Consider the following 25,408-nt stretch of genomic DNA (forward strand, 5'->3'; position numbering starts at 1 on the left):
TACTCATCGAAAAGGTAGTCGAAGTCAAGCGATCGCCCTTCCCAAGGCGATTAATTCCAATTGCCAATTAAAGTAAACGCCGACCAATAATAGGGATGAGAAAAATCAATTCCCTCAAACTGAGCCAGTTCGGGAGGAAGTGCCAAAGTTTCTCCAGTAGACAGATATAACAACCCATCTTTTACCTCAACTTTCCCTTGCAATAACGCTAACTGGGACTCTCGTAACGCCTGGACTTTAATCGGCGTTTTCCTTAAATGATGGTAAAACTCGCTCATCAATCCCAAAGTTGCCGCATCGCTGACGTACCACAAACTCCCCAACACCGACTTGACCCCAGAAAGAACCGCCAATCCAGCAAAACCTAATTCCGCTTGTTCTTCCCCTAACGCCGTGCGACAGGCACTTAAAACTAACAGTTCGATTGGCGGATTTTCTACAGAAGTCCAGCCCAATTCTTGGGCTAATTCTTGGAATTGGCGTAAATTCAGTTTTTTCTGGAAAAATTGAATATAAGAATTCTCCAATCTCCCCGGTTTAAACTCGGCGTGAGTGGCTAAATGAATCACCCCAAAGTTTCGGGTTGCCGCTTGCGCTCTAAAATTATCGAGGGTGAATTGCTCGTTAATAAAACCTTCGCCGAACCAAGGAATTTGAAAGATACTCGAAACTTCTAATGGAACCGCAGGCAAAGCAGGCAAGCCATTAAATTTTTCCGATCCCATTGCCAATACAGGCGTATTACGAATATCGACATAACTGACATCGGTCAAACCAAAACTGGGAACTAAAGCAACTGCATATTTTTCGATCAAAAACTGTTCGCCATCGTGCAGGGCGGCTAATGGAATCGTTCGCAAGCCAGAATCCATCGAAAATACTAAATTGCTGATATTTTTGGCGGCTAAATCGGCGGCCATAGGTGCCACGATCCACTGATACAGTTGTTGGGCATACTCTAAATAATTTCGGGTACTGCGCCGTTTTGGATTAAAGAGTTCTTTGCGAAAATCTGCAATGGTCTCAACTGCCCGATCGCGCGATACCCCCGACACGGGATAACGTTGGATCGCTGCCGTGGAATCCCCGTCGGAGGGCGCCGTCACCATCAAAAGTTCCAAACGCTCGTTTTGTGCGGAAACATAAATAAAAGCAGTTTTTTGAGCGGTCATTCGCTCTAAATCCCCTAACGTGCGCGAAATTTCTTCGTAAGACGGCACGTTTCCATAGAGATCGACCTCTAAATAATCTTGAAACTCGACCGCTTGAAATTCTTCGACGGTCTGAACCGCCACGCCAATATCCGCTTGTTGTATTTGGGCTTCATAGGCGGGGCGATCGACTTCTCGTCCCCCCGGTTGCTGGGATACGGGTTCCTGTTTTTGCGCTTCTCGCGGTTGATTTTCTGACTGCTGCGGCGGTGGCGGTTGTTCGGCGGGTGGCGGCGGTTCGAGTTGCGGTTCCGGTCGGCGTTCGTCTCTCGGCGGTGGCGGTTGTCTTTGTCCTTCTCCGGGAGGTCGCTGTCCTTCTCCCGGTGGGGGTTGTTGTCCTTCTCCCGGTGGGGGTTGTTGTCCTTCTCCGGGAGGTCGTTGTCCTTCTCCGGGAGGTCGTTGTCCTTCTCCCGGTGGGGGTTGTTGTCCTTCTCCGGGAGGTCGTTGTCCTTCTCCCGGTGGGGGTTGTTGTCCTTCTCCCGGTGGGGGTTGTCCTTCTCCCGATGGGGGTTGTTGTCCTTCTCCCGGTGGGGGTTGCGACCCTTCTCCTGGGGGTTGCGACCCTTCTCCCGGTGGGGGTTGCAGTCCCTCTTCTGGGGGGGGTGGCGGTTCTTCTAAAAATGGGTCTTCCCCTTCTAAAAATGGATCTTCTTCCAGTAGCGGGTCTTCTTCCAGTAGCGGATCCTCTTCGTCAGGTGCTAGCAACTCTTCCGGTTCGGTAATTTCTATCGGTGTCGGACCTGTGATATCGGATTGATTGCCCGTTTGAGGACGAGCTGGAGTGATGTAGAAGAGCAGTAAAGCGATCGCGGAACTGCCGATCGCTCTCCACCAGAAAAAGCCGGGTTTCATGAAGTATCCTTTGCCTTTTGCTGTCTTGGAATCGAGGCGTCGATAGCTTCGTGACGCCTTCGGCGTATCGTGTGAATCCTGAGAAGCCGCGATCGCATCCTATCAGTTTTTCGGGAGTCTGGGGCGATCGCTTTCTTAAAAGATATGTAAATTTCTTAAAACCAGACGATCGCCCCTTATCCCCGTAAGAGCGATCGCCTAATTCCAATTCCCAATTAAACTAAAGGCAGACCAGTAATAAGGATGGGAGTAATCGAATTTCTGTTGAGACTTTGTCTCGTCTTCCCAGGCAGTGGTCTGCCCGTTGGAAAAATGCAGCAATCCATTTTCTGAATAAGTTTCTCCTCTCAACATTGCTAATTGTGCTTCCTGCAAGGCGATCGATTTTAAGGGATTATTTTGTAAGTGATTGTAGAATTCTCCCATTAAGCCTAATGTCCCCTCATCGCTGACATACCACAAACTCGCTAAAGCCGATTTTGCACCATACAAAACCGCCAATCCCGCAAAACCTAATTCAGCTTGGGGGTCTCCCAAAGCCGTCCGACACGCACTTAAAGTCAGTAACTCGATCGCGGGTGTCGTAGTTAAATTCCATCCCAATCGATCCGTAATTTTTCTCAGGCGATCGAGTCCAATTTTATTGTTGTAAAAATAGATATAAGAATTGGACAGTGCTCCCGGTCTGAACTCCGCATGAGTGGCGATATGAATGCCGCGATATTGTTTATTTTCGTTTTGTTGGAGAAAGTTTTCCACCGTAAAGCCTTCATTAAGGAACGCATCGGTAGGCAAGCCGCTATTGGCGATTTCCTCTAACTCCAAGGGAACCGCAGGTAAGTCATTCAACTCGCTAAATTCCGAAGCTCCCATCGCTAAAATCGGGGAGTTGCGAAAGTCCACAAAACTAATATCGGTCAGTCCAAAACTCGGCACTAAAGTCAAAGCATATTTTTCAATCAAAAAGCGATCGCCGTCATGTAAGGCACTAAAAGGCACCGATCGCAATCCTTGATTGACTGCTAAAACAAGAATATCTATTTCTTTTTCTTGCAAACTGACATTGACCGGATCGACAAACCATTGATAAAGTTGTTGGGCGTGGGGTAAATACTGACTCGATCCTCGTTTTCTCGGATCGGTAATGGCATTCTGAAATAGACCAATTTCTTTAGAAACAATCTCAGAAGACAAGTTAGGAATCACATGTCTTTCACTATGAGAAATTACTTCTTCGAGATACCCTTGGGCGATCGTCGGTTGTTGCTTGGGAATAGTTTTTAATCGCGATACGGGGGTGATTTCGCTTCCATCTAAGGGAGGAACCGGAGGGATTAACAACAGTTCGAGACGGTCTTCATAGGAGGAAATATACAAAAAAGCGGCTTTTTTCCCAGTGACTTGCCACATTTCATAAAGTTTGGCGGCAATTTCATCGACTTGGGCAACTTTTCCAAATAATTCAATGCCTAAAAAGTTGCTAAATTCGAGAGCATAAAATTCCTCAAAAAGTTGTAGGGTTGTCGGAATGTCCGATTGAGCCACTAAATTTTCGTACCGTTGGCGATCGACTTCGAGTTCGGTGTTCTCATCTCCGAAGAAAGCATCTAAAATAGAAGCTTCTATCGGTCGAGAAGTTTCTACATGTACGGAATTATTGCGATCGATATTGTCTATATTTTCAGAACTATTCTCAGTTGTTGTAGTCGAATCGGCGATCGATGGCTCTCCCGAATTATTTTGAGGGTTCTCCGAAAAATCAGTCGGATTTTCTGGAACGACATTGCCATCGGAAACAGGCAATCCAGGACTGTCGGAATCGTTGTCAACTGGGACAGTATCGATGGGATTATTGGGGGTTGAATTATTTTGAGGTTGCTGTTGGTTAGGATTGTCAACGATCGCGTCGTCTACTGGGGGAGTTTCGTCAATAATATTGTTAGGTTCTTCGGTTTCGAGGGGTTCGATGAGGTCGATGGGTGAAATTTCAATAGGTTGCGGTCCGGTAATGTCACTTTGATTTAAAGGAGGATCGACATTCGGTCCGGTTACGTCACTTTGATTTTGAGCAATTGTGGGAAATTGAGACAACAGAATGACGCCAAATGAAGTGATCGCCGGAGTAAGAAACCATCGAAGCGAATACATAAAAAGACTCCCGTTTAAATTGATTGAAAGGACGACCATTGACGATGGTCAGTCACCGTACAAACACACCCAAACATGACCCAATTCACACGCGATCTATCGCTTTCTTCATGGCTCAGTCAGGCTCGATGCGATCGCATAAATCAAGATAAATTTAGAGAGGCGCCACTTATTTATACCCTCGCGTTCCCTCCATGGTTAACGCAGTCGAGAACGCGGTAAGTTCTAGCTGTTTTAAAACAGTTGAAACGCTGTTTAACGCTGTTTACTTATCTTACAAGAAAATCCGATCCCGAAACGAGCGATCGAGACATGCACCCGGGAGGCGATCGCCCCTGACGGTCGCGACCCCACCCGAACGATCCGTGAGAAGCGATCTAGAAGCGATCGAAAGAAAAACCGTAACCGATCCCCAAAATAAAGCGGGTTCCATCCCCTGCACTGCCCGTGATATCGGTCAAAGCGGGAGAAATCACAATGGGAACATTGCGAAAGGGTGCAATCGATAAACCGACGGTGAGATCTTGTCCGGTCCATTCCACCACGGCGTTGACGGGTTCGTAAAGCCGCAAGGCGGCGGACCCAAACAGACCCACCGTATCGACCCCATCATCGATTTGGTCTTCGGTTCGATATTGTCCGCCGCCGACACCGACAGATAAAAATAATTGGCTCAAGGGTTTGGATGGGTCCTCTTGCAAAGCGAAGCGCCTGCTGACGACGCCGTAAACCGAGGAACCGCCATCGGTTTCACCCCAGCGCACGGCCCCTTGTACTCCAGCCGCCACGCTGAAGTCTGCGGGTAAACGGCGGTGCAGTTTGATGCTGAGGGTGCCATCCTCAAAGGCATCTCCCCACAGGTCGGTGACGGTGACGCCGAGGGCCACCCCAACATTTTTACGCGGGTCGCCGAATCCCATACCAATCCCCATCACCCCATCTGCATCTTCAGTAAAGCGGGTGCGTTCTTGCAAACCCAAACCAATACCGAGGGTTCCCCACGAAGCGCCGTAACCGGAAGGATTCATAATTGTGATGCCGGGAGAGGCGGCGGCGGAGGGTTTGCCTTGGTTGGGACGGGGACGAAACGGTACGCGCTGGGGTTGAAAGCGCTGTTCGTTCCCCTGTTTGCGGTGTAAGGAACCGGGAGAAGACGAGGGAGTAGAATCGGGAGGGGGCGTCGCTTGTCCGATGCGGAGGGGTTGAATTGATATGGGTTCGGGGTCGAAATGTTCGCGTTCGCGTTCGAGATCGAGAGGAATGGCGATCGCCCTCGGGCAAAACATGACAGCGATCGCGATCGGAGTAAGGATCAATTTCATGAGTGCAAAACCCAAAGGTTCGATGATGGTGAAGTTGCTCGATCTGCCCTGAATTGAGAAAGGCTATTCTCAAGGATTTATCAATGTCACCACTCTGGAAAGTAACGACACGCAAGCGAAACAGTTTCAGCAAGGGACGGACTCTTAAAATCCAACTTTCTTCGAGTGTTTTGGATCGATCGCCGAGAATGTCTCTCTCGCTGAATCTATTCTATTGAAGGTCTTTCGCAACTTGGCAAATGTGAAGAAACCTATCAATTTGCGAGGGATAAATCCGAGGAACTCCGTGAATTTGCGGGTAAAATTCCCCCTGGGTTTTGCAACGGTAAGTTATCGTTAAGTTATCGTTCGATCGCCCTCAATTCCCCTCTATAGCGACCCTTCGCCGTCCTTTTTACCCTTCGGGAAGGGGACCGACGGGTGCGGGGTTGGCTGCGGTTGCTTGGGTTTCGGGAGCGGTTTCGGGAGCGGTTTCGGGAGCGGTTTCGGAGGGATTTTCCAGCCCGTTTTCCGCTTCTTCATCGCGATCGCTCGTCAGGGGAAGTTGAAGCTGTTGCGGAAGTTGTTCGGTTTGGAAATACTGATGAAATTTATCGGTCACTTGCAACCAATAAGAACGCCCGTCAGATTGGCGGCGACGTCGAACGAAACCCTGTTGAATCAATTCTTGAACGTGTTGGTACGCTCCCGAACCGCGTAACTCGACTAATTCGGTTTGACTCATAGACCCTTTTTTGAGGGCGATCGCCGCTAAAGTTCGCAACGCCCCGACCCCTAATTCGGCGGGAATTAAACTATGTACTAAATCTTGAAACGTTTCGCGAAGTTGAAGGGTATATCCTTTATTACTTTCGACAATTTCCAACGCACTCTCGCGGTGAGCGTAATCGCCCATCAACTCGATCAAAGCTTCTTCAGCATCTTCTTTGTCACATTGAGCAAACTCGGCGATCTCGGCCAGAGATAACGGTTTACCCTTTAAATAGAGAATTGCTTCGATTGTGGTCGCCAAACGAGTCATAGGGGATTTTAGATTTTAGATTTTAGATTTTAGATTTTAGATTTTAGATTTTAGATTTTAGATTTTAGATGAAAAGGGCGATCGCTCGTGTAGGGGATAAAGCTGATGGTCGGGCGATCGCACGCCGCCGCGCGGACGTGCAACCCACCGTTTAAGTGTAACAGGATTTTATAAAAATTGTTCCGGGGCTGTAAAAGGAGACGATCGCCTAATCTAACTGGCGTCCGGTGAGTTCGACGAAAATATCCTCTAAATTAGACGGGCGGACCATCAACCCGGTTTTATCCGGTTGCGCCTCAAAATAAGCATTGGCGGCGTCGAGATCGGGAAAAAACTTGTATTCCCAGCGATCGCCGACCTGTTTCATCACCAAACCGCCCCCGTGTTTGTGGCGCAATTCGTCGAGAGTTCCCAACTCGATCAAAGTTCCCGCATCCATAATCCCGATGCGATCGCACAAATACTCGACCTCTTCCATGTAGTGGGTCGTCAACAGCATCGTCATTCCCTGGCGGTTGAGATCGCGAATAATTTCCCACAAACGCCGTCGGGTTTGGGGATCGAGTCCCACCGTCGGTTCGTCCAAAAACAAAATCTTCGGTTCGTGTAACAGCGCCCGGGCAATTTGCAACCGCCGTTTCATCCCGCCAGAAAGGGTTTTCGCTTTCACGTCCTGGCGATCGCTCAATTCTACATAAGTCAAGGCGCGATCGATGCGCTGCTGTCGTTCGGTTTTGGGAATGTGGTGCAAACGTCCGTGAAACTCCATATTTTCCCAAACGGTCAAATCCAGATCGACGCTAGTTTGTTGCAACACGACCCCAATCTGTTGTTTGACGGCGATCGGATCGCGACGGACATCGTATCCCGCCACCTGAATTGTCCCTTCACTCGGGCGGGTGAGGGTCGTCAACATCCGGATCGTGGTCGATTTCCCGGCGCCGTTGGGTCCGAGTAAGCCAAACATTTCTCCCGGGGCGATCGCAAATGACAACCCGTTGACGACGGGAGTGCGATCGTAAATTTTCCGGACGTTCTCAACGCAAACCGCAGCACTCATGTTTACTTTCAATCACTGGACGCATCCCATAATCTACCAGAAGGGCGCCGCGATCGTCCCCCTTTACCCCTCCCGTTCCTGCCCCATTTCCGTCAAGGTTTGCCATCCCGCCTGCCACAAATTCTCATCTTTGAGTTGTCGCGCATTCAACCAAAACCGGACGTTGGGATCGCAAGAAGCGACCATTTCCGCAAACACCCATTTACCGTCATTTTTGCGATTGACGACTTGAAAATGTCGCCATCCCCAGGTTTTTTGCCGCGCAGTCCATTTGGAACCGACGAGATAGGGGAATTTTTGTTTTTTCTTAGCCATTGTTTCGGGGAGAAGAATAACCGCTTTCGAGGCGTTTACCCATAAAAGCGCAAGGGTTAACCCTTTCAATCTATCTAAAATCTACAATTTACAATCTACAATCTACAATCTCAACAATGGGTCAGTGCTTCTTGCGGGTCGCGGACGACATCGGGAAGGCGGAAAGTAAACGTGGAACCGCGATCGATTTCGCTGGTGACGAATAACTCCCCGCCCATAATTTCGCAGAAGCGTTGACAAATCGCTAAGCCCAAACCCGTACCGCCATAGCGTTTCGTCGTCGAGATATCCGCTTGAATGAACGGTTGAAAAATTTTATCGATCTGTTCTGGGGTCATACCAATTCCGGTATCGGCGACCTCGAAGATCACCCATTCCGAGGCTTGGGGGACGGGATTTGCAGATAACCTCCCGTTGGTTTCGGTCGGGGAACGATCGCTGGCGGGGTTGTCGGAAGGACTGGGAGGGAGTTGAGCGATCGCCTCCGAGGAAGAATCGGCGACGGGAGTCCGTTTGATCTGCAGGGTAATGCGACCTTCGTGAGTGAATTTGGCGGCGTTACTGAGTAAATTGAGTAACACTTGCTTCACCTTGGTGCGATCGGCGATCATGTGTCCCATTTGGGCGGGACAGTCGAGCTCGAAGGTATTATTATTTTTCTGGACTAAAGGATTGATGGTGCTTTCGACTTCTTCGATCAGGGTGACGATATCGAAGCGTTCTAAATAAATTTTCATTTCTCCCGCTTCGATCTTGGAAATATCGAGAACGTCGCTGATGATGTTGAGCAGATGCGCTCCAGCTTCGCGAATTAACATCAAATCGGGAACGAAATCGTTATAGCCCAAATCTTCGGCATCTTCGCGCAACAGGTCGCTGTAACCGAGAATGGCGTTGAGGGGAGTGCGTAACTCGTGACTCATGTTGGCGAGAAACTGACTTTTGGCGTGATTGGCGGATTCGGCGGCTTCTTTGGCTTGTTCGAGTTCGATTTGAGCGAGTTTGCTTTCGGTGATGTCACGCACGATCGCCAACACGTCGTCGCCGCCGTTGACCACTAAGCGGGCTTCAAAATGATGGCGTTGGTTGTGCAGAAACCACTCGTACTCGAACACTTGAATTTCCCCCGAGGCGATCGCGCGATCGACGTGTTCGATATACTTGTGGGCGACGTGGGTCGGCAGCACTTCATAAAGTGTTTTCCCTAACAGATTGCCGAGATTACTGAGTAAATCCCCATTGCGCGACGCTTTGAAATCGACAAATTCACCACTTTTAGAAAAACGAAACATTAAATCGGGAATGGCATCGAGCAAGGCGCGGTTTTTCGCTTCACTTTGGCGTAAATCCTCAGTTTGTTGTTCGAGACTTTCGATCGAGCTACGCAATTGGTCGGTCATCCGGTTGAACGATTCGGCGAGTACCGCGAGTTCGTCGTTGCTGCGAATCGCAATTTTTTGAGATAAGTCCCCGGACGAGAGGCGCTTGGTGGCGACGGTCATTTCTTGCAAAGGTTCGGTAATCGAACGACTCAGCAACAGGGCGATCGCGGTTCCGGCGATCGCCGCCGCCGCCGCCACCGCCAACCCCTGATAGCGAACCACGGCCATTTTTTCTTTTAACGGCGTTGTCGATAAGCCGACACTGACGGCCCCCAAGCGCTGGCGACCGACCAGAACCGCCTTTCCGGCGAGCAGTTGGTCGGCTTCCCATTGAAACGTCGTCCGGTTGCTTGCGAGTAACGCTTGACCGAACGGATCCGGTTCGACGTTATAAACTAAAACATCCTCCCCGTAAGCATCCGCCACGACCCGTCCTTCGCGATCGTAAATGCGTCCGGCGACCAACACGCGATCGGCGCCGAGTTGTTCCATGATTTCTTCCATGAAGTCGGCGTCGAGATTGTAAAGCGAATCGGAGGTGGTGACGCTGAGGGCATCGAGGAGGATTTGCGCTTGTTGTTGGAGTTCTTTGCGAAAGGTTTGTTGTTCTCGGTAAAGGGATAGCCCGGTTACGCCCGCCACGACAAGAATGACCAAGCCTGTCATGCTCAGAGTCAGCTTGGTCGCCAGCGAGCCTTTTGAGTGGCTATTGATTCCCATGAAATTCACCGATTTTCCACTTGCTCGTATAACTCTCGCATTCGTTGGAAGCTAGCTTCCGGGGGGAATTCGTCAAATTTTGCCGTGTCTTCAAAGATATCGAGGACTTCTTTCCCTTCGGGGGTTTTATCCATTTCTAACAAGATCGTTTTGAGGGCGGCTACCATTTCTGGATTCATATCCGGTCGGACCATGACGATATGACGGGCGACTTTCTCCGTTTCCGCTAGCACTTTCATCGCGGCGCGACTTTGTGGGGGAATTTCTTCAAAGGTGCCGATATCGAGGGCGCCTGCGGCAACTTTACCGCTAATTACCCATTGAATCGTATTTTCGTCGTCGTCGCTGAAGACGTACCCGACTTCATTTTCGCCGACGGTATCGGCGGCGGAGTTTTTCTCGACGGGGTTCAATCCGGCTTCGATTAAATAGGCGGCGGGTAACATGTAGCCGGAGGTGGAGTTGGGTTCGTCAAAGGAGATCGTTTTGCCTTTGAGGTCTTCGAGGCTGTTGATGTCACGATCGCCCATGGTGAAGATAATGGTGTAGTAGTCGGGGGTGCGATCTTTCCAGCGTCGCAAAATCGCTTGAGCTCCAGAAAGTTGGCTGACGCGCATCGCCGGATAGGGACTGTCGAAGTAAATATCGATTTCTCCGGATTTGAGCCAACTGGAGATCGTCTCTAAATCCCCGGCGACTTTGACTTCGCCGATCCCGATATCGAACTGTGACAAGTTTTTGGCTAAATAATCGGCCATCGGCTGGTAACGTTTGATTTTTTTAGCCGGGTTGTTGGACACGTCGGCAATGACGAGGGCTTTGCCCGTCGGGGGCGCCGTCGGTTCGTCGGTCGAGATCTGTGTCGGTTGCGAGTCGCAACTGGCGATCGTTGCGAGCAAACCGACGAGCATCAAGTTTTTTAAAAGTTTTTGAAACATCGCTGTTCAAGTCTCCAGGATTGAAACGCTTCGAGAGTCCAATGCCCCGATCGCGGCAAATGCGAGGTCGGCCTTAGCCTCTGCCGACAGGATATTTCACGCCATCGATCTCTACACCGGGAAGGCGATCGCTTTCCTAAAACTTCTCGGTTTGCCGATCGCTCGTCCGTGGTCGCGATCGTTGAGGGAGGAGATTGACGATCGATCGCCCACGCCGATCTTAGCGGGTTGCTTCCCCTTCCCCGAGGCTCAAGGATGCCCCGCGATCGCCCGGTCTGGTCGTCGCACTCCCCAACGGCGCGCCGCTTCGTCTCCCTCGTGATGCTGCGATCCTAACCGACTCTCTGTCGAAATGACGATTTCGATCGAGAGTTTAGTTACACATTTTATCAATTTTGTCAATCCGTTAAATCTTTCAACCGAGCCATCGCCCGCGATCGTTCGAGTAGATTTTCTCACCATCGAAACCTGTGGCCGATCGCCGCGATTAGGAAATCGGCGATCGCGGCGATCGTAGCCTCGAAAACTATCAATTTTTGCAACATTTTGGCGGATAGAAGAATTTACTGAGTTCCCCTCGAATATCGATCGATTTTGATAAAGATTACGTAAATTTTACGTGAAAACTTGGTGAAGCTCTCCCCTCAATCTTGATTTTTGGCGATCTCATCTGCGACAATCTCAGTATATTCTCGGAGATAACAAGAGATCGCGATCGGCTCCGTCCATCTGACGTTTAAGAATACTGCTTTAACTTGAGTCGCTGACGCCCCCGGTCGTCGGGTCAACTCCCCCCACTTGCCAACCTTGACCCAACATCTGCCTTCGGGAAGGCGATCCCCTCCCCGAACGGGGAGATCGTCCCCGGGGGTTCACCCGGCGTCCGAGCCAATTTTGGTGGTTTTCGCGGATCGTGACACCTTTTGAGAGTCTCCCAGACAACCTTAGCCTCCCGATCGCCCCGACAACGGCAATCGAGAGGATGGCGCGATCGCAGACGGGCTTTATCCGTAAAAACCCCGAACCGTCGATCGCCCCCTTCAACCTTCACTCACGCTGTTTGTTTCACGAGGGTCATCCGCAATGAAAATCTCCAATTCTTCCCAAACATTCCCGCATTCAATCGGAAAACTGCTCAAATTTAGCCTTCCTTCCGCCTTAATTTGGACGAGTCTCGCCACCGCCGCCAACGCCTTCGACTTACGCCCGATCGGAACCTACCAGACCGGAATTTTCGACGATAGTGCTGCCCGTATCACCACCTACGACCCCCTCTCCCAACGCTTATTCGTCACCAACGACAGTACCCAACGCATCGAAATTCTCGATATCTTCGATCCGACCAACCCTTACCCCGTCGCCGCCAATCCCTTCATCGACTTGACCACCCTCGACCTCGGTCTCGATTTTGAAGTCGGCGGAATTAACAGCATCGCCTTTAAAGATGGCATCCTCGCCGCCGCCGTCGAAAGTAAAAACTTGCAAGACCCCGGTAGAGTCCTATTTTTCGACAGCAACGGCACCTTATTAAACTCCCTCACCGTCGGCGCCTTGCCGGATATGCTCACCTTCACCCCCGATGGCCGTAAAATTCTCGTCGCCAACGAAGGGGAACCGAGTGGAGATTACCTCAACGATCCGGAAGGGTCAGTCAGTATTATCGAGTTGGCGGCGGATATTGCCTCGTTAACCGATGCCAACGTTAAAACTGCCGATTTTAAACTGTTTAACAATATCGCGATCGACGATCGCATCCGTATTTTCGGCCCCAATGCCACCGTCGCCCAAGACCTCGAACCGGAATCGATCGCCGTGTCCGCAGACGGGACGAAAGCCTGGGTTACTTTACAAGAAAACAACGCGATCGCCGTTCTCGACCTGTTAACGGGGGAATTCACCGATTTATTCGCTTTAGGCTTTAAAGACTACAGCCAGCCGCAAAATGCTCTCGATCCGAGCGATCGCGACGGCGGGATTAACTCCAGAACTTTACAAAATCTGTTCGGAATCTACCAACCGGACGAAATCGCCTCCTACACCTTCGGCGGTCAAACCTTCTTATTCACCGCCAACGAAGGGGACAGCCGCGAATATCTCTTTGAAGACGAAGCGGGGAACGAAATCGAAAGCTTGGTCGAAGAAACTTCCGTCGGCGATGTCCTCCTCGATCCCGATCTGTTCCCCAACGCCGCAGAAATCCAGGACAATAGCAATTTCGGGCGCTTGGAAATCACGAATACGATGGGAGATATCGACGGCGACGGCGACTATGACGAACTCTATGCCTTCGGCGGGCGATCGTTCTCGATTTGGGACGAACTGGGCAATCTGATTTTCGATAGCGGCAACGAATTTGAACGAATTACCGCCGAACTGTTCCCGGACGATTTCAACTCCAACAACGACGCCAACCAATCCTTTGACAATCGCAGTGACAATAAAGGCCCCGAACCGGAAGGCATTACCTTGGGACGGATTTTAGAAAAAACTTATGCCTTTATCGGTTTAGAACGGATTGGCGGCATTATCGCTTACGATGTCACTGACCCGTACAATCCGTTTTTTGTCGATTATTTCAACAATCGCAATTTTGCCGCTTTGTTTAACGAGGATGTTTTCGGCGAGGATGAAGAACCCTCCCGGGAACAACTCGATGCGGTCGGAGATCTCGGTCCGGAAGGCTTGCTGTTTATTGCGGCGGCTGATAGTCCGACGGGTCGCCCGTTGTTAGCGGTGGCGAATGAGGTCAGTGGAACGACGACGTTGTATTCGGTTCGAGTTCCGGAACCGTCTTCGGCGATCGCCCTCGCCGGAGTGGGCGCCCTCGGCTGGCTGTCGCGCAAGCGCAAACGGGCTTAGGGGCGATCGCCCGTCTCAAGACTCGGCGGCGTAAGCGTCGGTCGCGTAGATCCGAAACCGTTCTAAATCGGCTTGGATCGTCGATTCGACCACCCGACCTAAAAACAGGTTATCCATGACTTGACCGAGAATCCCGGGAATTCCGTAAGCGACGGTCAGTTTGACGATGCTTTTGCCGTGGCGATCGTAAAAACGCACGGCGCCGCGATTGGGTAGACCGTCCACGGATTCCCACTGGATGATCTGTTCGGGGACGACTTTGAGAATACGCGACAGCCAAGTAAATTCAAAACCCCCGGAGGCTAATTTCCACCGGGATAAGTCCGGATCGTCTTCGAGAACGCGAACGGAGTCGATCCATTTCATCCATCGGGGCATTTGTTCGAGATCGGACCATAAATGCCAAACGAAATCAATGGGGGTATCGACTTCGACAAAAACGCTATGTTCTAACCAATCGGTCATAGTTTGCAAAAGGGGTGAGGATTTGCCGTTCGTCGTCGGCGAACGACAAACCGAGTACGATTAGCGGGCGATCGCCGATGTTTCTGTTTTCCCTAAAATTTTATCGAGATTTGCCAAAATCGCCTTGGCAGCCTGACGCCCGGACAGGGTCGCCCCTTCCATGCTGTCGATATAATCCTGTTGGGTATAACTGCCAGCGAGGAAGAAGTTCGCCACGGGGGTTTCCTGGGCCGGACGGTAGGGATCCATGCCCGGGGCTTCGCGATAGAGAGATTGGGCGAGTTTGACGACGCTATACCAAGTCATGTTTAACTCGCGGGCGGAGGGGAACAGTTCGCGGACTTGTTCGAGGACGTGTTGGGCGATCGCCTCGTTACTTTCTTTAATAAACGGATCTCCCGGAGTGAGTACCAGTTGCATCAACGATCCTTCCCCTTCCCGATAGTAGTCCCCGGGACTGGCTAAGGCGAGGTCGGCGAAACAAGAAAAGTCCGCATCGGCGGTATACAGTAAATTGTCGATTCCCGCAGCTTCTTGCAGTTGGCGCCGCTTTTGCGGGTCGTCGAGTTCGGTCACCCACCCGTCAAAGCGCAGTTGAACCGTGGCGACAGGGACGGTATCGAGTTTGTAGATCTTGTCAAATTCCGGCCACTGGCGCCACGCGGGCGGTAAGATTTTCTGGATGCCGGGAACGTCGCAGGCGAACACGTAGGTATCCGCTTCGATGGTTTCTTCGCTGTCCCCTTGGGCAACGACAATCCCGGTGACGCGAGTTTCGCCGTCGGTTTCGGCATATTGGATCTCGCGGACCCGACGGCGTAGGTGGATTTTGCCGCCTCGGGCTTCGATATAGTTGACGATCGGTTTGTGCAGGTATTCGTGGGGAGATCCTTCTAACATTCGCAAGACTGAGGCTTCGGTTTTGGCGGCGAAGAATTGAAAGATCGTCAACATGCAGCGTGCGGAAATGTTCTCGGTGTCGATGAAGCCGAGGGCGTAGGCGATCGGATTCCACATGCGATCGAGGCTGCCTTGGGACCCGCCGTGTTGGCGGAACCAGTCGGCGAAGCTGACGCGATCGAGATCGCGGATGGTTTTCATGGCCCCGTCGAAGTCGATCAAACCGCGTACCAGGGGACTGGTTCCGAGGGCGATCGCGTTTTGCAATTTGTCGATGACGGAAAGTTGAGAGGTGGTGAAAAAGGCTTTTAACCCGTTAAATGGCGCCCCGGTGATAAACCGAAAGTCCAATTCGCCGATGTTTCCGCCGCGATTGATAAAGGTGTGGGTATGTTCTTTGAGGCGCAAGTTTTCAAAGGCCCCGACTTTCTTCATCAAGTCGAACAGTTGGAAGTAACAGCCGAAAAAGACGTGCAATCCCATTTCAATATGATTGCCCTCTGGATCGACCCAACTGCCGACCTTACCGCCGACAAAGGGACGAGATTCAAAGATTTCGACTTCGTGACCCGCATCGACTAACTCGACGGCGGTAGCTAATCCAGCCAATCCGGCACCAGCGATCGCAACCCGCATTCTTGACGTTGATCTCATAAGTTTCGTTACATATTGTAACGAATAAAGGAACCGCAACCATCATGAAGTTCAAACGTTGTTCAAATCTTCGCCAAACCCCACGCTAACTTTGCCGCCCCCACCATTCCGGCACTATTGCCCAGTTCGGCCACTAAAATTTCTAAATGGGGCCGACAGGCGGCAATCACCCGCCGTTCGACTTCCGCTTTGGCGTGGGGTAAGAAAAATTCCGCACTGGCGCTAATCCCGCCGCCGATAATAATCGCTTCTGGGGTTAAAACGTAAATTAAACTCGCCAATCCAGCGCCGAGTTGGTGTCCGTAGGTTTCCCAAAAGGCGAGGGCTTCCCGGTTTCCCGCCTGGGCCATGTGGCCGAGTTCGGCGGGGGAGACTCCTGTATTGCGGCGAATGGCTTGTACGGAAACGTGCTGTTCTAAAGACCCGTTATTGCCGCTATGACATTCGTGACCGTACAGGTTTAAGGTAATTAATCCCAACTCTCCGGCAGCCCCGGTATGGCCCACGAACAGTTCGCCATCGAGGATAATGGCGCCGCCGACTCCGGTTCCCAGGGTGAGCATTATCGAGTTGCGAAAGCGTTTCCCGGCCCCCAACCAGGCTTCCCCCAATCCGGCGCAGTTGGCATCGTTGGCGAGGATGGTGGGTTTGCCTGTTTTGGCTTCTAGATAGTCGGCGACGGCAACATCTTGCCAACCGTCGAGGTTGATGGCGACTTTGGCAATGCGACCCGTTCCGTCCACGGGACCGGGGGTTCCCAGACCGATCGCCACGGCGGCGCGATCGCGATCGATCGTTTCTACTGCTCGTGCGATCGCCTGTAGTACGGCATCCGGTTGAGCTGGTTGGGGCGTTTCTATAGTGAGAGACTCTAGACATTCGCCCTCGCGATCGAATCGCCCGAGTTTGATCGCACTTCCACCGAGGTCAACACCGATGACTTGGTCCATAAGAATTGTAGATTGTAGATTGTAGATTGTAGATTGTAGATTGTAGATAGCTGAATTAAGGCGCTGAGAAAGCAACAATATTCATCGGTGGGACAGGCATCCTGCCTGCTACTGTCACGATCCCCCCACTCCCTACTCTCGCCGAAACTTCGGATTGACCAACTCATTCAACCCTTCCCCTAATAAGGACAAACCCACCACCATCAACGTCATCGTACAGCCCGGGAAAAAGGCCGTCCACCAGACCCCTGTAGATAAGGCATCGAGGGCTTGACGCAAATCGTGACCCCATTCGGGGATTTCTTCGGGCAATCCCAAACCGAGGAAGCCCAAACCGCCCAAAACGAGAATCGCGTCGGCGGCGTTGAGGGTAAATAAAACCGGGACACTCTGAATGACATTGAGAAATAAATAGCGAGAGAGAACCCGCGAGGTGGGCGCCCCGATCGCCTGCGCCGCTTCTACAAACAGTTCGGTTTTGACGCTGACGGTGTGGTTGCGAACTACTCGGTAATATTGGGGGACGTAGGCAATACTCAGGGCGATCGCCGCATTCAGTATCCCTCGACCGACCACAAAAGCGAGGGTAATCGAGAGCAGCAAACCGGGTAATGTATAAATTGTATCCATCACGAACAGTAACACCCGATCTAACTTTCCCCCGAGATAGCCGCTCACCAATCCCAGGGGAACCCCGATCGCCATACTTAACGCCGTCGCCAGTAACACGATTTTCCACGCCACTTGGGTTCCGAATAAGGTTCGCGAAAACACGTCGTACCCGAGGCGGGACGTCCCGAACCAATAGTCGGCGGAGGGAGGTTCGTGGACGGGATTGGCGAGAAACTCTCTGGGGTCGTCAATCCAGCCCCAATCTTGTAACAGGGGGGCGAATAGGGCGATCGCGATAAAAATTAATGTAATACTCAATCCCACCCACATCAATTGCATCGATAAGGTCGGGCGCTGGGTTGCTTGCAAGGCGTCGGGCAAGCCTTTTTTTAATAAAGCCATTCGGATTAGAGCGTTTCGATTTGAGATTTGCGATTAATCTACGCGAAAATCATACAGCAATCCGATGGGTTTGTTGACGCCCGCGATTCTCCTTTGGAGACGACGAGCGCGATCGCGCCTCCCCCTCAACCATACTTTCACAAAACAAGAGACGCGATTTCTCGCGTCTCTGTGAAGTTTTCGCGCAAATCTCTAGAGATTATTCTCAATCATCTGGCGATACTCGCTCTTTTGCTTGACCCCTCGCATTTGACCGACCAAGCCTTTGTCTTTGAAAAACTGAATCGTCGGCGTTCCGGTTACTCCGGCATTGTCGGCGATCTCCGGATCTTGCTCGATGTCAATTTCGACAAAGTGAATCCGACCCTCAAACTCATCGACCACCTTATTCAAAATCGGCTTAAGGGTGTGACACGGACCGCACGTCGGCGACACGTATTTCACCATCAACAGGCGATCGCTCTCGTGATACAACTTGCGTAAAGCATAACTGCCCACGTGGCGGGTTTCTTCCGGATTAAACGTCGCTTCCGTATCCGCCTGCACCTCTTTTTCAGGTTCGGGAGGCTTCTCGGACTCCTCCGTTTGATGGAACTCTTGCGCCAACCCTTCCTCTGCTAACCAGCGTTCGGCGAGCATCGCCCCCATACATCCCGACCCCGCCGCCGTCACCGCTTGGCGGAATTCGTGGTCTTGAACGTCGCCGACGGCGTACACTCCGGTGACGTTGGTTTCTACCGAGTCCGGTTTCGTGACGATATACCCTTTCTCGTCGAGGTCGATCTGTCCTTTAAAAATCTGCGTATTCGGCGTATGTCCGATCGCGTAAAACAGCCCGCGTACCTTCAATTGGCTTTTTTCGCCCGTCTGATTGTTGACGATTTCCACCCCTTCCATCTGTCCGCCTTCCTGACCGAAAACGCCGACCGCTTCCGTGTTCCAGTGGACGGTCAGTTTGGGGTTTCTCAACACCCGGTCTTGCATCGCTTTGGAGGCGCGCATCTCGTCGCGACGGACGAGTAAGTGAACGTGAGAGGCATATTTGGTCAAATAGACCGATTCTTCCGCCGCCGTATCGCCGCCGCCAATGACCGCCAATTCGACATTTTTAAAAATCGGGCTGGCCCCGTCGCAAATCGCACAGGCGGAAATCCCGTTATTCCAGAACTTATCCTCGTTGGGTAAGTGCAAGCGCTTCGCCGTCGCCCCGGTGGCAATGACAATGCTGTGGGTTTTAAATTCTCTCTCGTCGGAGCGCACGGTAAACGGACGTTGGCTCAAGTCTACGGAGGTCACGTCTTCGGTGTAGAGTTCGGCGCCCCAGCGTTCGGCTTGTGCTTTCATCCGTTCCATTAATTTCGGCCCGGTAATCCCTTCGGGAAACCCGGGGAAGTTTTCGACTTCCGTGGTGGTCATCAGTTGACCTCCCGGCAAACCACCCATTTGGTATCCTTCAAAGACGACGGGTTTGAGGTTGGCTCGGGCGGCGTAAATCGCGGCGGTAAATCCGGCTGGTCCGGATCCGATAATGACTAGGTTTTCAACGTTGGGGGTTGCCATAAGGGTTTATCTAAACTCGTAACGACTTTGCTTTAGTTATTATAGCGGTTTGTGCTGCATTGGGAATCGTGCACGGAGAAATTTCGATTTTAGATTGTAGATTTGAGAAAGTTCATGGATTGTGCCCTCGATGGCGATCGCGCAGGCGTTCGAGATGGCGGCGTTCCATACCGATATTACTGGCGTGCTCGTCGCGTTGTTCCTGGGCTTCGACCGGATCGGAGGAGAGGCGATCGATCCCTTGTAAATCGATGGGACGCCAGCGACCGGAATCGTCGATCGATCCTTGAACTTCTCCTGAAGCGTAGTAACCGAGGTCTAATAGCTCTTGGGAATAAGTATCGATATCGGCTAAGGTGCGATCGCTCACCCGGGAAGCATAATGACTCGCTTCACTTTCCTGTTCGGGAGTGGCGCCGTGAGGAGCATCTGCAAAGCCGCCCGCCACCCGTTCCATGGCAAAGGCGAGACGGTTGGGGCCGACATCGACCAGACCGTAAAAGCGCGCGCCGACGGAGGTTTGCGATGCCGCACGGGCGCCGACGAGTTCTTCGTTAAATTTATCGGCGAGTTCGGGAGGATAAACCTTGACCACCACTTCAGTTCCGTCGGGCATGGTGGCGGCAAAAACGCCATATTGGGGTCCGCGACTGGCGAGAGAACCCGCCCAACCGCTCGAACTGAGGCGATCGCCCAATTGTACCGGAGGGCCGGAGCCGCCCTAGGATCGGGGTGTGGTCACCTCCGGAAGGGTAGCATCGGGGATCGTATCTTCATCCCACTCGTCCCCGCCGGGCGATCGCATGGCGTCGGGAACCTCGCCCAAATCCACATTAAAGCGATCGCGCATCCAAGCATGATACCCTTCGAGATCCGCAAACTCTTGCCGTTGTCGCCGGCCCGTTTCCGGGTCGGGAACCTCGATCCAATAGGGACTGTCCGCCTGCGGATCGTAGCCGAAACGGGTGTAATTGGGGCCTTGTGGCGTTTTGTAGTGAATCGTAGACGATCGCGCCTCCCCGCCTGCCATCTGCGACGCCCAAAACACCGTCTGAAAATCCCCACTGGCGCCACTCGGGAAGCGATTCACGTCCGAGACCACCCCAGTCGTCGGGTCTACCGGATGAGAATGGGCCATCAATACCCAATGACCGACATCTTGCCCGTCGAGTAATTCCTTCCACCGTTGGGAGACCCCACCGCCTTCCGGGGCTTCCCGTTCTCCCCCGCTTCCTTCGACGTAAACCTCCCCCGAATCCCCCTGAATGATGATATATTCCCCCGTTTCGCTGTTGCGGTAGATCGCCGCTTCTCGCGAGGGATCCTCCCGCCAAGTATTCTCGTACATCGTTTGAGCGTCGCCGATGTAGCGCACCTGCTCGTCGAGGCTGAGACTGCGCCGTTCCGGGGGCATCATCACCGTCGCTTCCGGCAATTGTAAATCTTCGATCGCCGATCGCGCCGCTTGCACTTGTTCCAAATTGCCCCCTTCCTCCGATCCGGGCGATCGGGGAACCCCCGCCGCCGCCCCGGCGACTTCCTCCCCCGTGACTGGGGGACGGGCTGCGGCTTCGCTCAAATCGCGACCCGGTTCTCCCCCGTCCTCCATTTCTGCTGCTTCGTGTCGGCGGGTTTCGCGACGGGTCGCCACCGCTTGTCCGCCGACTTCGCCGACACTGTTGGTCAAGCCGCGACCGACCGATTGAGCGGTACGCGACGCGAAACGACTGGCCAGATCGACCACGGTGAGATTGCCCGTTCCCGTCCGGATCAGGGCGGCGCCTTCTTCGGACACCCCACTAATCACTTGCTGGGTGATGTTTTGGACCGCACTGTGACGCAGGCGTTGGACCCGAGCCATTTGTTGCGCGTCGAGTCCGTGACCGAGTAAGCCGCGCGTTCCCGCCCCCGCCGTATTGCCGATCGCGGAGAGGGCGGCGGCGCCGATACTTTCTGCAGTGGGGAATTTGCCTTCAAATCCGGCAGTGACCACTTGCAAGTTGACTTGAGTAAAGGCTTCGCTGGCGGCGTCGGCGAGGAAGGTTTCGGCGCGGCTCAACTGGCGCAGGCGTTCGGGATTGAGGACGTCGTCGATCGCGCCGCGACCGACGGAGTTAAAGCCGTGGGAGGCGATCGCCGTAACCAGTTTTTGGGCATTTTCACCGGAGAGCACGTCGTAATCTTGGCCGAGGAGCATCTCGCGCACGAGCATTCCGGCGACGGCGGAAGAGAGAGAGGCGAGTAACGCCCCGGCAGCCGCCCCCCCCGTAGCAATCGTGAGGGCTGCTTCGACCACGAGTTCGACGGTGGTAGCGATCGCCTCGGCAATGCTGCGTTGGAGCGATCGCAACTCGTCCAAGCGGGCGCGAAACGCCGTATATTCGAGGCTGGCGAGGGCTTGGGCGTCTCTGGCTCCGGTAATGGCGAGTATCGCTTCGAGTTCGTCCGGTCGCGCCCCCGCTTGGGCGGCGATGAATTCGAGGCGATCGGCGGATTCGCCCACCACTTCGGCGGTATCTTCCCCACTGACGACATCGTAAGCGCCGACAAACACGTTGAGCGCCGTATTCATCACCCCCGTTTCTGACGCTTCTTGCCGTCCTCGGGCGCGAGTCGTCATTTCTTGCGGGTCCGCAGTCGGTTGCAGCAAGTCCTGGAACTCGTAGCAAGTGTGAGAACTTTCGTAGCGCCGGAAAATATAAGCGACGAAGCGATCGATGCCGCTACCGCCGCCTTCGTCGCCGAGGTTTTGGGCGGCGAAGCGATCGATTACCGCATTGCGGCGGGTGGCGTTGAGGTCTTTATGTTTGAGGAAATCGTAAGCTTTTTTCAAGTCGCTGTCGGAATCGCCTTGGTCGAGTTCGAGTTTGAGGCGATTCGCCCCCCGTCCGATTTCGTCGTAATCGGTGTTGACTAAGGTCATCATCCGCGACCAGATCGCTCCCCTCGTAATCGGAATGACGAAGCCGATGCGGAAACTGGGGCGCACGATTTGCCCGGTCTCGTCGGTTTTGGGGTCGGCGGCGCGATCGATTAGTTGGCCGATATTACCTTTAGCCCAGGCATCGGTGACCAGGGTGACGACGCGATCGTTGTCGTGGGCTTCTCCGGCGAGATAGACTTCATCGGCGATGTCGAGATTGCCCATGGTCAGGAGGCGCACGCGCTGGTACTCGTGACCTTCGGCGTACATTTCTCCTTCGATGAAGGGCATCAGGCGAGTGCGTCGGTCTTCCCAGGCGCGTTCGGCTTCGGCTTGCCCTTCGGCGTCTCCGGCTTGGCGGGCGCGATCGATCCGCCCTTGATAGATTTGGCGAATTTCGGTAACGGCGCGGAATACTTCGCTTTCGTTCGTTCCAGCTCCTTTGGTGGCGGCAGTCAAGCTATCTTCGGCGACTTGCAGGCGAACGTCTTCGAGTCGGCGTTGGCGTTCTCCCGGGTCGGCGGTACTCTCCGCCGCCGCTTCGCCGCGCTTGTAAGCTTCGTAACCGTCGAGGACGGCTTTCACGAGTCCCCACTCGTCTCCGGAGAGTTCGCCGTCCATGGCTTGGTAAAGGGTTTCGTCGGTCCAGGTTTCGTCACTCCAACCGGATTGGTTGCGGACGTAGCGGTTCCAGTCGTTTTCAAAGTTGGCGAAGTTGGCGGGGTTTTGCCATTCGCGCTGGATGCGACTGACGACGGAATCGGTGTGGGTTCCGGTAATGGCGACACTATCGAAATAGAGGTGGTCGGCACTGGTGAGGTCGCGGTGGAGGAGGGCGAGGCTTTTTTGTTCGCGCCAGCCGGAAAGGTCGTCTTTGAGGTCGTTTTTAAGGCTTCCGGAGCCGATGTCCCTGAAGCTGCGATTGTATCTTGTTTCGAGTTCTTGGCGTCCGGCGAGGGAGAGTCCTTCTAAGATGCGGAAGATTTCGGCGTCTCGGGTTCCCAGGGGAATGAGGGCAAGGGCGATTGCGGTGTGGGGGTCGTGGGTGTGGCTGGCGTCGAGCAGGGCGATCGCCCTGACGAGGTCGTCGCCGCCGAGTTGGTCTTTGAGATAGGAGCGCAGGGAAAATCCGTGTTCGCGGGCGAAGGCGTTGGCAATGCGCGATCGCATGGCACTATCGTGACCGGAAAGGGCGGCGAGGGCGGCTTCTTCGTCATCCCACCAGTTGAGGGCGTCGTAAATGGCTTCGGCTTTGTCGGCGGCTCGGTCTTCGCTGGCGTCTTCGTCGTCGCGTTGGATGAGTTGGGTGGGTACGCTCGGGGTGGCGGACCGATCGCCCGCGACGGACGGAGCTGCCGCACGGGTGAGGAGTGGGTTGACTGCCACCTCTACGTCTGGGGTAGGGTCGCGATCGCCGCTTTCCGGCGCTTCCATGCTCCGCATCAGGGGATGGGTTTGCGCCCAATTCGCAGGTAAGGGCGTAAATTCGGGCAGGGCTTCGCTGGTGGCGGACGATACTGCGATCGCCTCCGTTTCCGCGTCGGTCGCGGGTTTATGGAAAGAAGAAGGCTTGACCGCCTGGGGAATAGGCGTGCGGCTCCCAGGTTTTTGTAACTTTTGATAAGCCACGATCGAATCCCCACCTTAAGGGTGCAAGCCCTGCATAACAATTCCGTCTATTTTTGTCAATAGTTTGTATTCGTTTTTAATAGTTTTCGATCCCTCGAAATTAGGGAGTCGCCGATCGCCTGTAACGCCGGGATCCTTGGCGGCGATCGCCCCCGATTTGTCCCCCTACAAAGCGGAAGGCGATCGCTCTTAAAACCGTCGCCGGGTCGGTTCCCTTGCTACCATTTCAAGATATTCACCCGCGCCATCGGACGATCACCATGCGAGTCAGGGAATATCTACAGCAATCCCAACGGATTTTAAGACAACAGCATCCTTTAGCTTTAGCCGAATACAGCTCGATCTTTTGCAGCGCTGTGGGGACGGCGATCGCTGTATTATTGAGAGAGGTAGCCTACGCTACATTCCCCCTGACCGTCGCTTTGGCGTTTAATGTCGCCAACCGACAGCGCCTCGATCGCGATCGTCAAGAGCAAATGACCCATTATTTCTCGCAAGTCAATACCCGCTTGAGCGAGGTCACGCCGACGATCGCCCCTCCGCCTCAACCCCCCATCGAGCGTCCGACCAACGAACTCCAAGAAGAACTGGCAAAATTGCAACTGTGCATCACGATTTTAGAAAGTAAAACGAACTTTTTAAATACCAAATTACAAGAAAAACTTTCATCGGAATTAAGTGCTATTCGTCAAGATATTAATGCCTTTACCGAACCGTTTAATTTGGACAATATCGAACGTAAAATTCAATCCCTTAATTCTGCAGTTCAGTCTTTGCTAGAACGTCCCCTTCCTGAATGGAGACAGTACGAACAATTAAAACAATCCATCGGCCAAATGGAAACGAACCAACGGGAGTTAATTTGGCCGCAAATCAAACAACTGAATGCCGATTTAGAAAGTTTGAAAAAAAACGAACGTCATCTCAATCAAAAATTAGATAACTTATTGGCGAAATTCAATGCCAGACCGGAAGTTCCCCAGTTGTCTCGCTTGAAACGAACAGTTCACCAACTCAGCGATCGCCTCTCCCAAGTCCAACAAACAGAAGTTTTCGCCAAACTCTTCGACGAAATCGAACAACTCAACCGCAAAGTGGAATGGTTGGCGAACAAAATGAACGAATGAGCGCGATCGCCATTCTCCTCGATCGACGCTTTCGCGTTCGCCTCCGCTTGAGAAACCTCAACCCTACCCCTGGGTTGCACTGCGATCGCCCCCCGGAGAACACCGGACAACACCGGACAACACCAAACATCGACTCGCAACCCTCCGGCGAACTTACCTTTTGCCAAAGATCGATCGCAAAGTGACCCATTCAACCTATGATAGAAACGGGTTTAAGCATTTTTAAGTGTAGAAATGTTACATCAAAACCCGTGGCAGTTGATAAAGAATAAAGCGGGCAAAATGTCAATATAGAACGCGCGATTCGCAACATCTCTTAAATAGGAATTTTTGAATCGATCGCTGTCGTGTTTTTGGC

18 protein-coding genes are annotated in these 25,408 nt (G+C 52.8%); 3 read left to right on the forward strand and 15 right to left on the reverse strand.

Annotated elements, in window-relative coordinates; genetic code table 11:
• Positions 1 to 50: 50 nt before the first annotated feature.
• The 8 genes from HCG48_RS25395 to HCG48_RS04015 form a co-directional block, all read right to left on the reverse strand.
• A complete protein-coding gene (locus tag HCG48_RS25395; protein WP_210437169.1) occupies positions 51 to 2,063 on the reverse strand; it encodes a CHAT domain-containing protein in 2,013 nt (670 codons plus the stop codon).
• A gap of 198 nt (positions 2,064 to 2,261) precedes the next feature.
• Entirely contained in the window at positions 2,262 to 4,211 is a 1,950-nt protein-coding gene (locus HCG48_RS03985) for a CHAT domain-containing protein (RefSeq protein ID WP_168567999.1), read from the reverse strand.
• Between the two features lie 377 nt (positions 4,212 to 4,588).
• Positions 4,589 to 5,533, reverse strand: coding sequence for a hypothetical protein (locus HCG48_RS03990; protein ID WP_168568000.1), 945 nt, complete (start codon positions 5,531 to 5,533; stop codon positions 4,589 to 4,591).
• A gap of 394 nt (positions 5,534 to 5,927) precedes the next feature.
• Positions 5,928 to 6,554 (reverse strand): SMC-Scp complex subunit ScpB, encoded by a 627-nt coding sequence (scpB, locus tag HCG48_RS03995; RefSeq protein ID WP_168568001.1) that lies wholly within the window; start codon positions 6,552 to 6,554, stop codon positions 5,928 to 5,930.
• Positions 6,555 to 6,762: 208 nt separating this feature from the next.
• Positions 6,763 to 7,614 carry an ABC transporter ATP-binding protein gene (locus HCG48_RS04000; RefSeq protein WP_168568002.1) on the reverse strand — a complete coding sequence of 284 codons (852 nt, stop codon included), beginning with the start codon at positions 7,612 to 7,614 and terminating at the stop codon, positions 6,763 to 6,765.
• Positions 7,615 to 7,677: 63 nt separating this feature from the next.
• The gene (locus tag HCG48_RS04005; RefSeq protein ID WP_168568003.1) at positions 7,678 to 7,929 is read right to left on the reverse strand and encodes a TIGR02450 family Trp-rich protein; all 252 of its coding nucleotides are present in this window, start codon (positions 7,927 to 7,929) and stop codon (positions 7,678 to 7,680) included.
• Positions 7,930 to 8,039: 110 nt separating this feature from the next.
• Positions 8,040 to 10,031: a sensor histidine kinase gene (locus tag HCG48_RS04010; protein ID WP_168568004.1), complete on the reverse strand. Its 1,992-nt coding sequence runs from the start codon at positions 10,029 to 10,031 to the stop codon at positions 8,040 to 8,042.
• Positions 10,032 to 10,036: 5 nt separating this feature from the next.
• Complete coding sequence (locus tag HCG48_RS04015; RefSeq protein ID WP_168568005.1) at positions 10,037 to 10,969, reverse strand: phosphate/phosphite/phosphonate ABC transporter substrate-binding protein; 933 nt, start codon at positions 10,967 to 10,969, stop codon at positions 10,037 to 10,039.
• Between the two features lie 1,083 nt (positions 10,970 to 12,052).
• Here HCG48_RS04015 and HCG48_RS04025 point away from each other — a divergent pair.
• Entirely contained in the window at positions 12,053 to 13,828 is a 1,776-nt protein-coding gene (locus HCG48_RS04025; RefSeq protein ID WP_168568007.1) for a choice-of-anchor I family protein, read from the forward strand.
• A gap of 15 nt (positions 13,829 to 13,843) precedes the next feature.
• Here HCG48_RS04025 and HCG48_RS04030 read toward each other — a convergent pair whose 3' ends face one another.
• The 7 genes from HCG48_RS04030 to HCG48_RS04060 all read right to left on the reverse strand — a co-directional run bounded on the left by HCG48_RS04030 (position 13,844) and on the right by HCG48_RS04060 (position 23,923).
• On the reverse strand, positions 13,844 to 14,293 hold the full coding sequence (locus HCG48_RS04030) for an SRPBCC family protein (RefSeq protein WP_168568008.1): 450 nt from the start codon (positions 14,291 to 14,293) through the stop codon (positions 13,844 to 13,846).
• A gap of 60 nt (positions 14,294 to 14,353) precedes the next feature.
• Complete coding sequence (gene zds, locus HCG48_RS04035) at positions 14,354 to 15,829, reverse strand: 9,9'-di-cis-zeta-carotene desaturase (RefSeq protein ID WP_168571730.1); 1,476 nt, start codon at positions 15,827 to 15,829, stop codon at positions 14,354 to 14,356.
• An 80-nt stretch (positions 15,830 to 15,909) separates the two neighbouring features.
• The gene (locus HCG48_RS04040) at positions 15,910 to 16,797 is read right to left on the reverse strand and encodes an ROK family protein (RefSeq protein WP_168568009.1); all 888 of its coding nucleotides are present in this window, start codon (positions 16,795 to 16,797) and stop codon (positions 15,910 to 15,912) included.
• Positions 16,798 to 16,929: 132 nt separating this feature from the next.
• Positions 16,930 to 17,739: an ABC transporter permease gene (locus HCG48_RS04045; RefSeq protein WP_210437239.1), complete on the reverse strand. Its 810-nt coding sequence runs from the start codon at positions 17,737 to 17,739 to the stop codon at positions 16,930 to 16,932.
• 264 nt (positions 17,740 to 18,003) lie between these two features.
• Positions 18,004 to 19,371: a thioredoxin-disulfide reductase gene (gene trxB / locus HCG48_RS04050; protein ID WP_168568011.1), complete on the reverse strand. Its 1,368-nt coding sequence runs from the start codon at positions 19,369 to 19,371 to the stop codon at positions 18,004 to 18,006.
• 112 nt (positions 19,372 to 19,483) lie between these two features.
• Positions 19,484 to 20,068, reverse strand: coding sequence for a protein kinase family protein (locus HCG48_RS04055; RefSeq protein WP_168568012.1), 585 nt, complete (start codon positions 20,066 to 20,068; stop codon positions 19,484 to 19,486).
• Positions 20,069 to 20,092: 24 nt separating this feature from the next.
• A complete protein-coding gene (locus HCG48_RS04060) occupies positions 20,093 to 23,923 on the reverse strand; it encodes a hypothetical protein (RefSeq protein WP_168568013.1) in 3,831 nt (1,276 codons plus the stop codon).
• Positions 23,924 to 24,183: 260 nt separating this feature from the next.
• On the opposite strand from HCG48_RS04060, the gene HCG48_RS04065 reads away from it, so the two are divergent.
• Positions 24,184 to 25,050 (forward strand): DUF1664 domain-containing protein, encoded by an 867-nt coding sequence (locus HCG48_RS04065; protein ID WP_168568014.1) that lies wholly within the window; start codon positions 24,184 to 24,186, stop codon positions 25,048 to 25,050.
• Entirely contained in the window at positions 25,023 to 25,235 is a 213-nt protein-coding gene (locus tag HCG48_RS04070) for a hypothetical protein (RefSeq protein ID WP_168568015.1), read from the forward strand. The genes HCG48_RS04065 and HCG48_RS04070 overlap by 28 nt, the downstream gene beginning before the upstream one ends.
• The last annotated feature ends 173 nt before the right edge of the window (positions 25,236 to 25,408 follow it).

The sequence above is a fragment of the Oxynema aestuarii AP17 genome (genome assembly GCF_012295525.1).
Taxonomy (GTDB): Bacteria; Cyanobacteriota; Cyanobacteriia; order Cyanobacteriales; family Laspinemataceae; genus Oxynema; species Oxynema aestuarii.

Excerpts from the sequence above, each read along its gene's own strand:
- HCG48_RS04005 (WP_168568003.1), bottom strand. The coding sequence starts at position 7,929 with ATGGCTAAGAAAAAACAAAAATTCCCCTATCTCGTCGGTTCCAAATGG.
- HCG48_RS04045 (WP_210437239.1), bottom strand. The coding sequence starts at position 17,739 with ATGTGGGTGGGATTGAGTATTACATTAATTTTTATCGCGATCGCCCTA.
- HCG48_RS25395 (WP_210437169.1), bottom strand. The coding sequence starts at position 2,063 with ATGAAACCCGGCTTTTTCTGGTGGAGAGCGATCGGCAGTTCCGCGATC.
- zds (WP_168571730.1), bottom strand. The coding sequence starts at position 15,829 with ATGCGGGTTGCGATCGCTGGTGCCGGATTGGCTGGATTAGCTACCGCC.
- trxB (WP_168568011.1), bottom strand. The coding sequence starts at position 19,371 with ATGGCAACCCCCAACGTTGAAAACCTAGTCATTATCGGATCCGGACCA.
- HCG48_RS04065 (WP_168568014.1), top strand. The coding sequence starts at position 24,184 with ATGCGAGTCAGGGAATATCTACAGCAATCCCAACGGATTTTAAGACAA.
- HCG48_RS04030 (WP_168568008.1), bottom strand. The coding sequence starts at position 14,293 with ATGACCGATTGGTTAGAACATAGCGTTTTTGTCGAAGTCGATACCCCC.
- HCG48_RS04015 (WP_168568005.1), bottom strand. The coding sequence starts at position 10,969 with ATGTTTCAAAAACTTTTAAAAAACTTGATGCTCGTCGGTTTGCTCGCA.
- HCG48_RS04000 (WP_168568002.1), bottom strand. The coding sequence starts at position 7,614 with ATGAGTGCTGCGGTTTGCGTTGAGAACGTCCGGAAAATTTACGATCGC.
- HCG48_RS03990 (WP_168568000.1), bottom strand. The coding sequence starts at position 5,533 with ATGAAATTGATCCTTACTCCGATCGCGATCGCTGTCATGTTTTGCCCG.
- HCG48_RS04010 (WP_168568004.1), bottom strand. The coding sequence starts at position 10,031 with ATGGGAATCAATAGCCACTCAAAAGGCTCGCTGGCGACCAAGCTGACT.
- HCG48_RS04040 (WP_168568009.1), bottom strand. The coding sequence starts at position 16,797 with ATGGACCAAGTCATCGGTGTTGACCTCGGTGGAAGTGCGATCAAACTC.
- HCG48_RS04070 (WP_168568015.1), top strand. The coding sequence starts at position 25,023 with ATGGTTGGCGAACAAAATGAACGAATGAGCGCGATCGCCATTCTCCTC.
- HCG48_RS03985 (WP_168567999.1), bottom strand. The coding sequence starts at position 4,211 with ATGTATTCGCTTCGATGGTTTCTTACTCCGGCGATCACTTCATTTGGC.
- scpB (WP_168568001.1), bottom strand. The coding sequence starts at position 6,554 with ATGACTCGTTTGGCGACCACAATCGAAGCAATTCTCTATTTAAAGGGT.
- HCG48_RS04025 (WP_168568007.1), top strand. The coding sequence starts at position 12,053 with ATGAAAATCTCCAATTCTTCCCAAACATTCCCGCATTCAATCGGAAAA.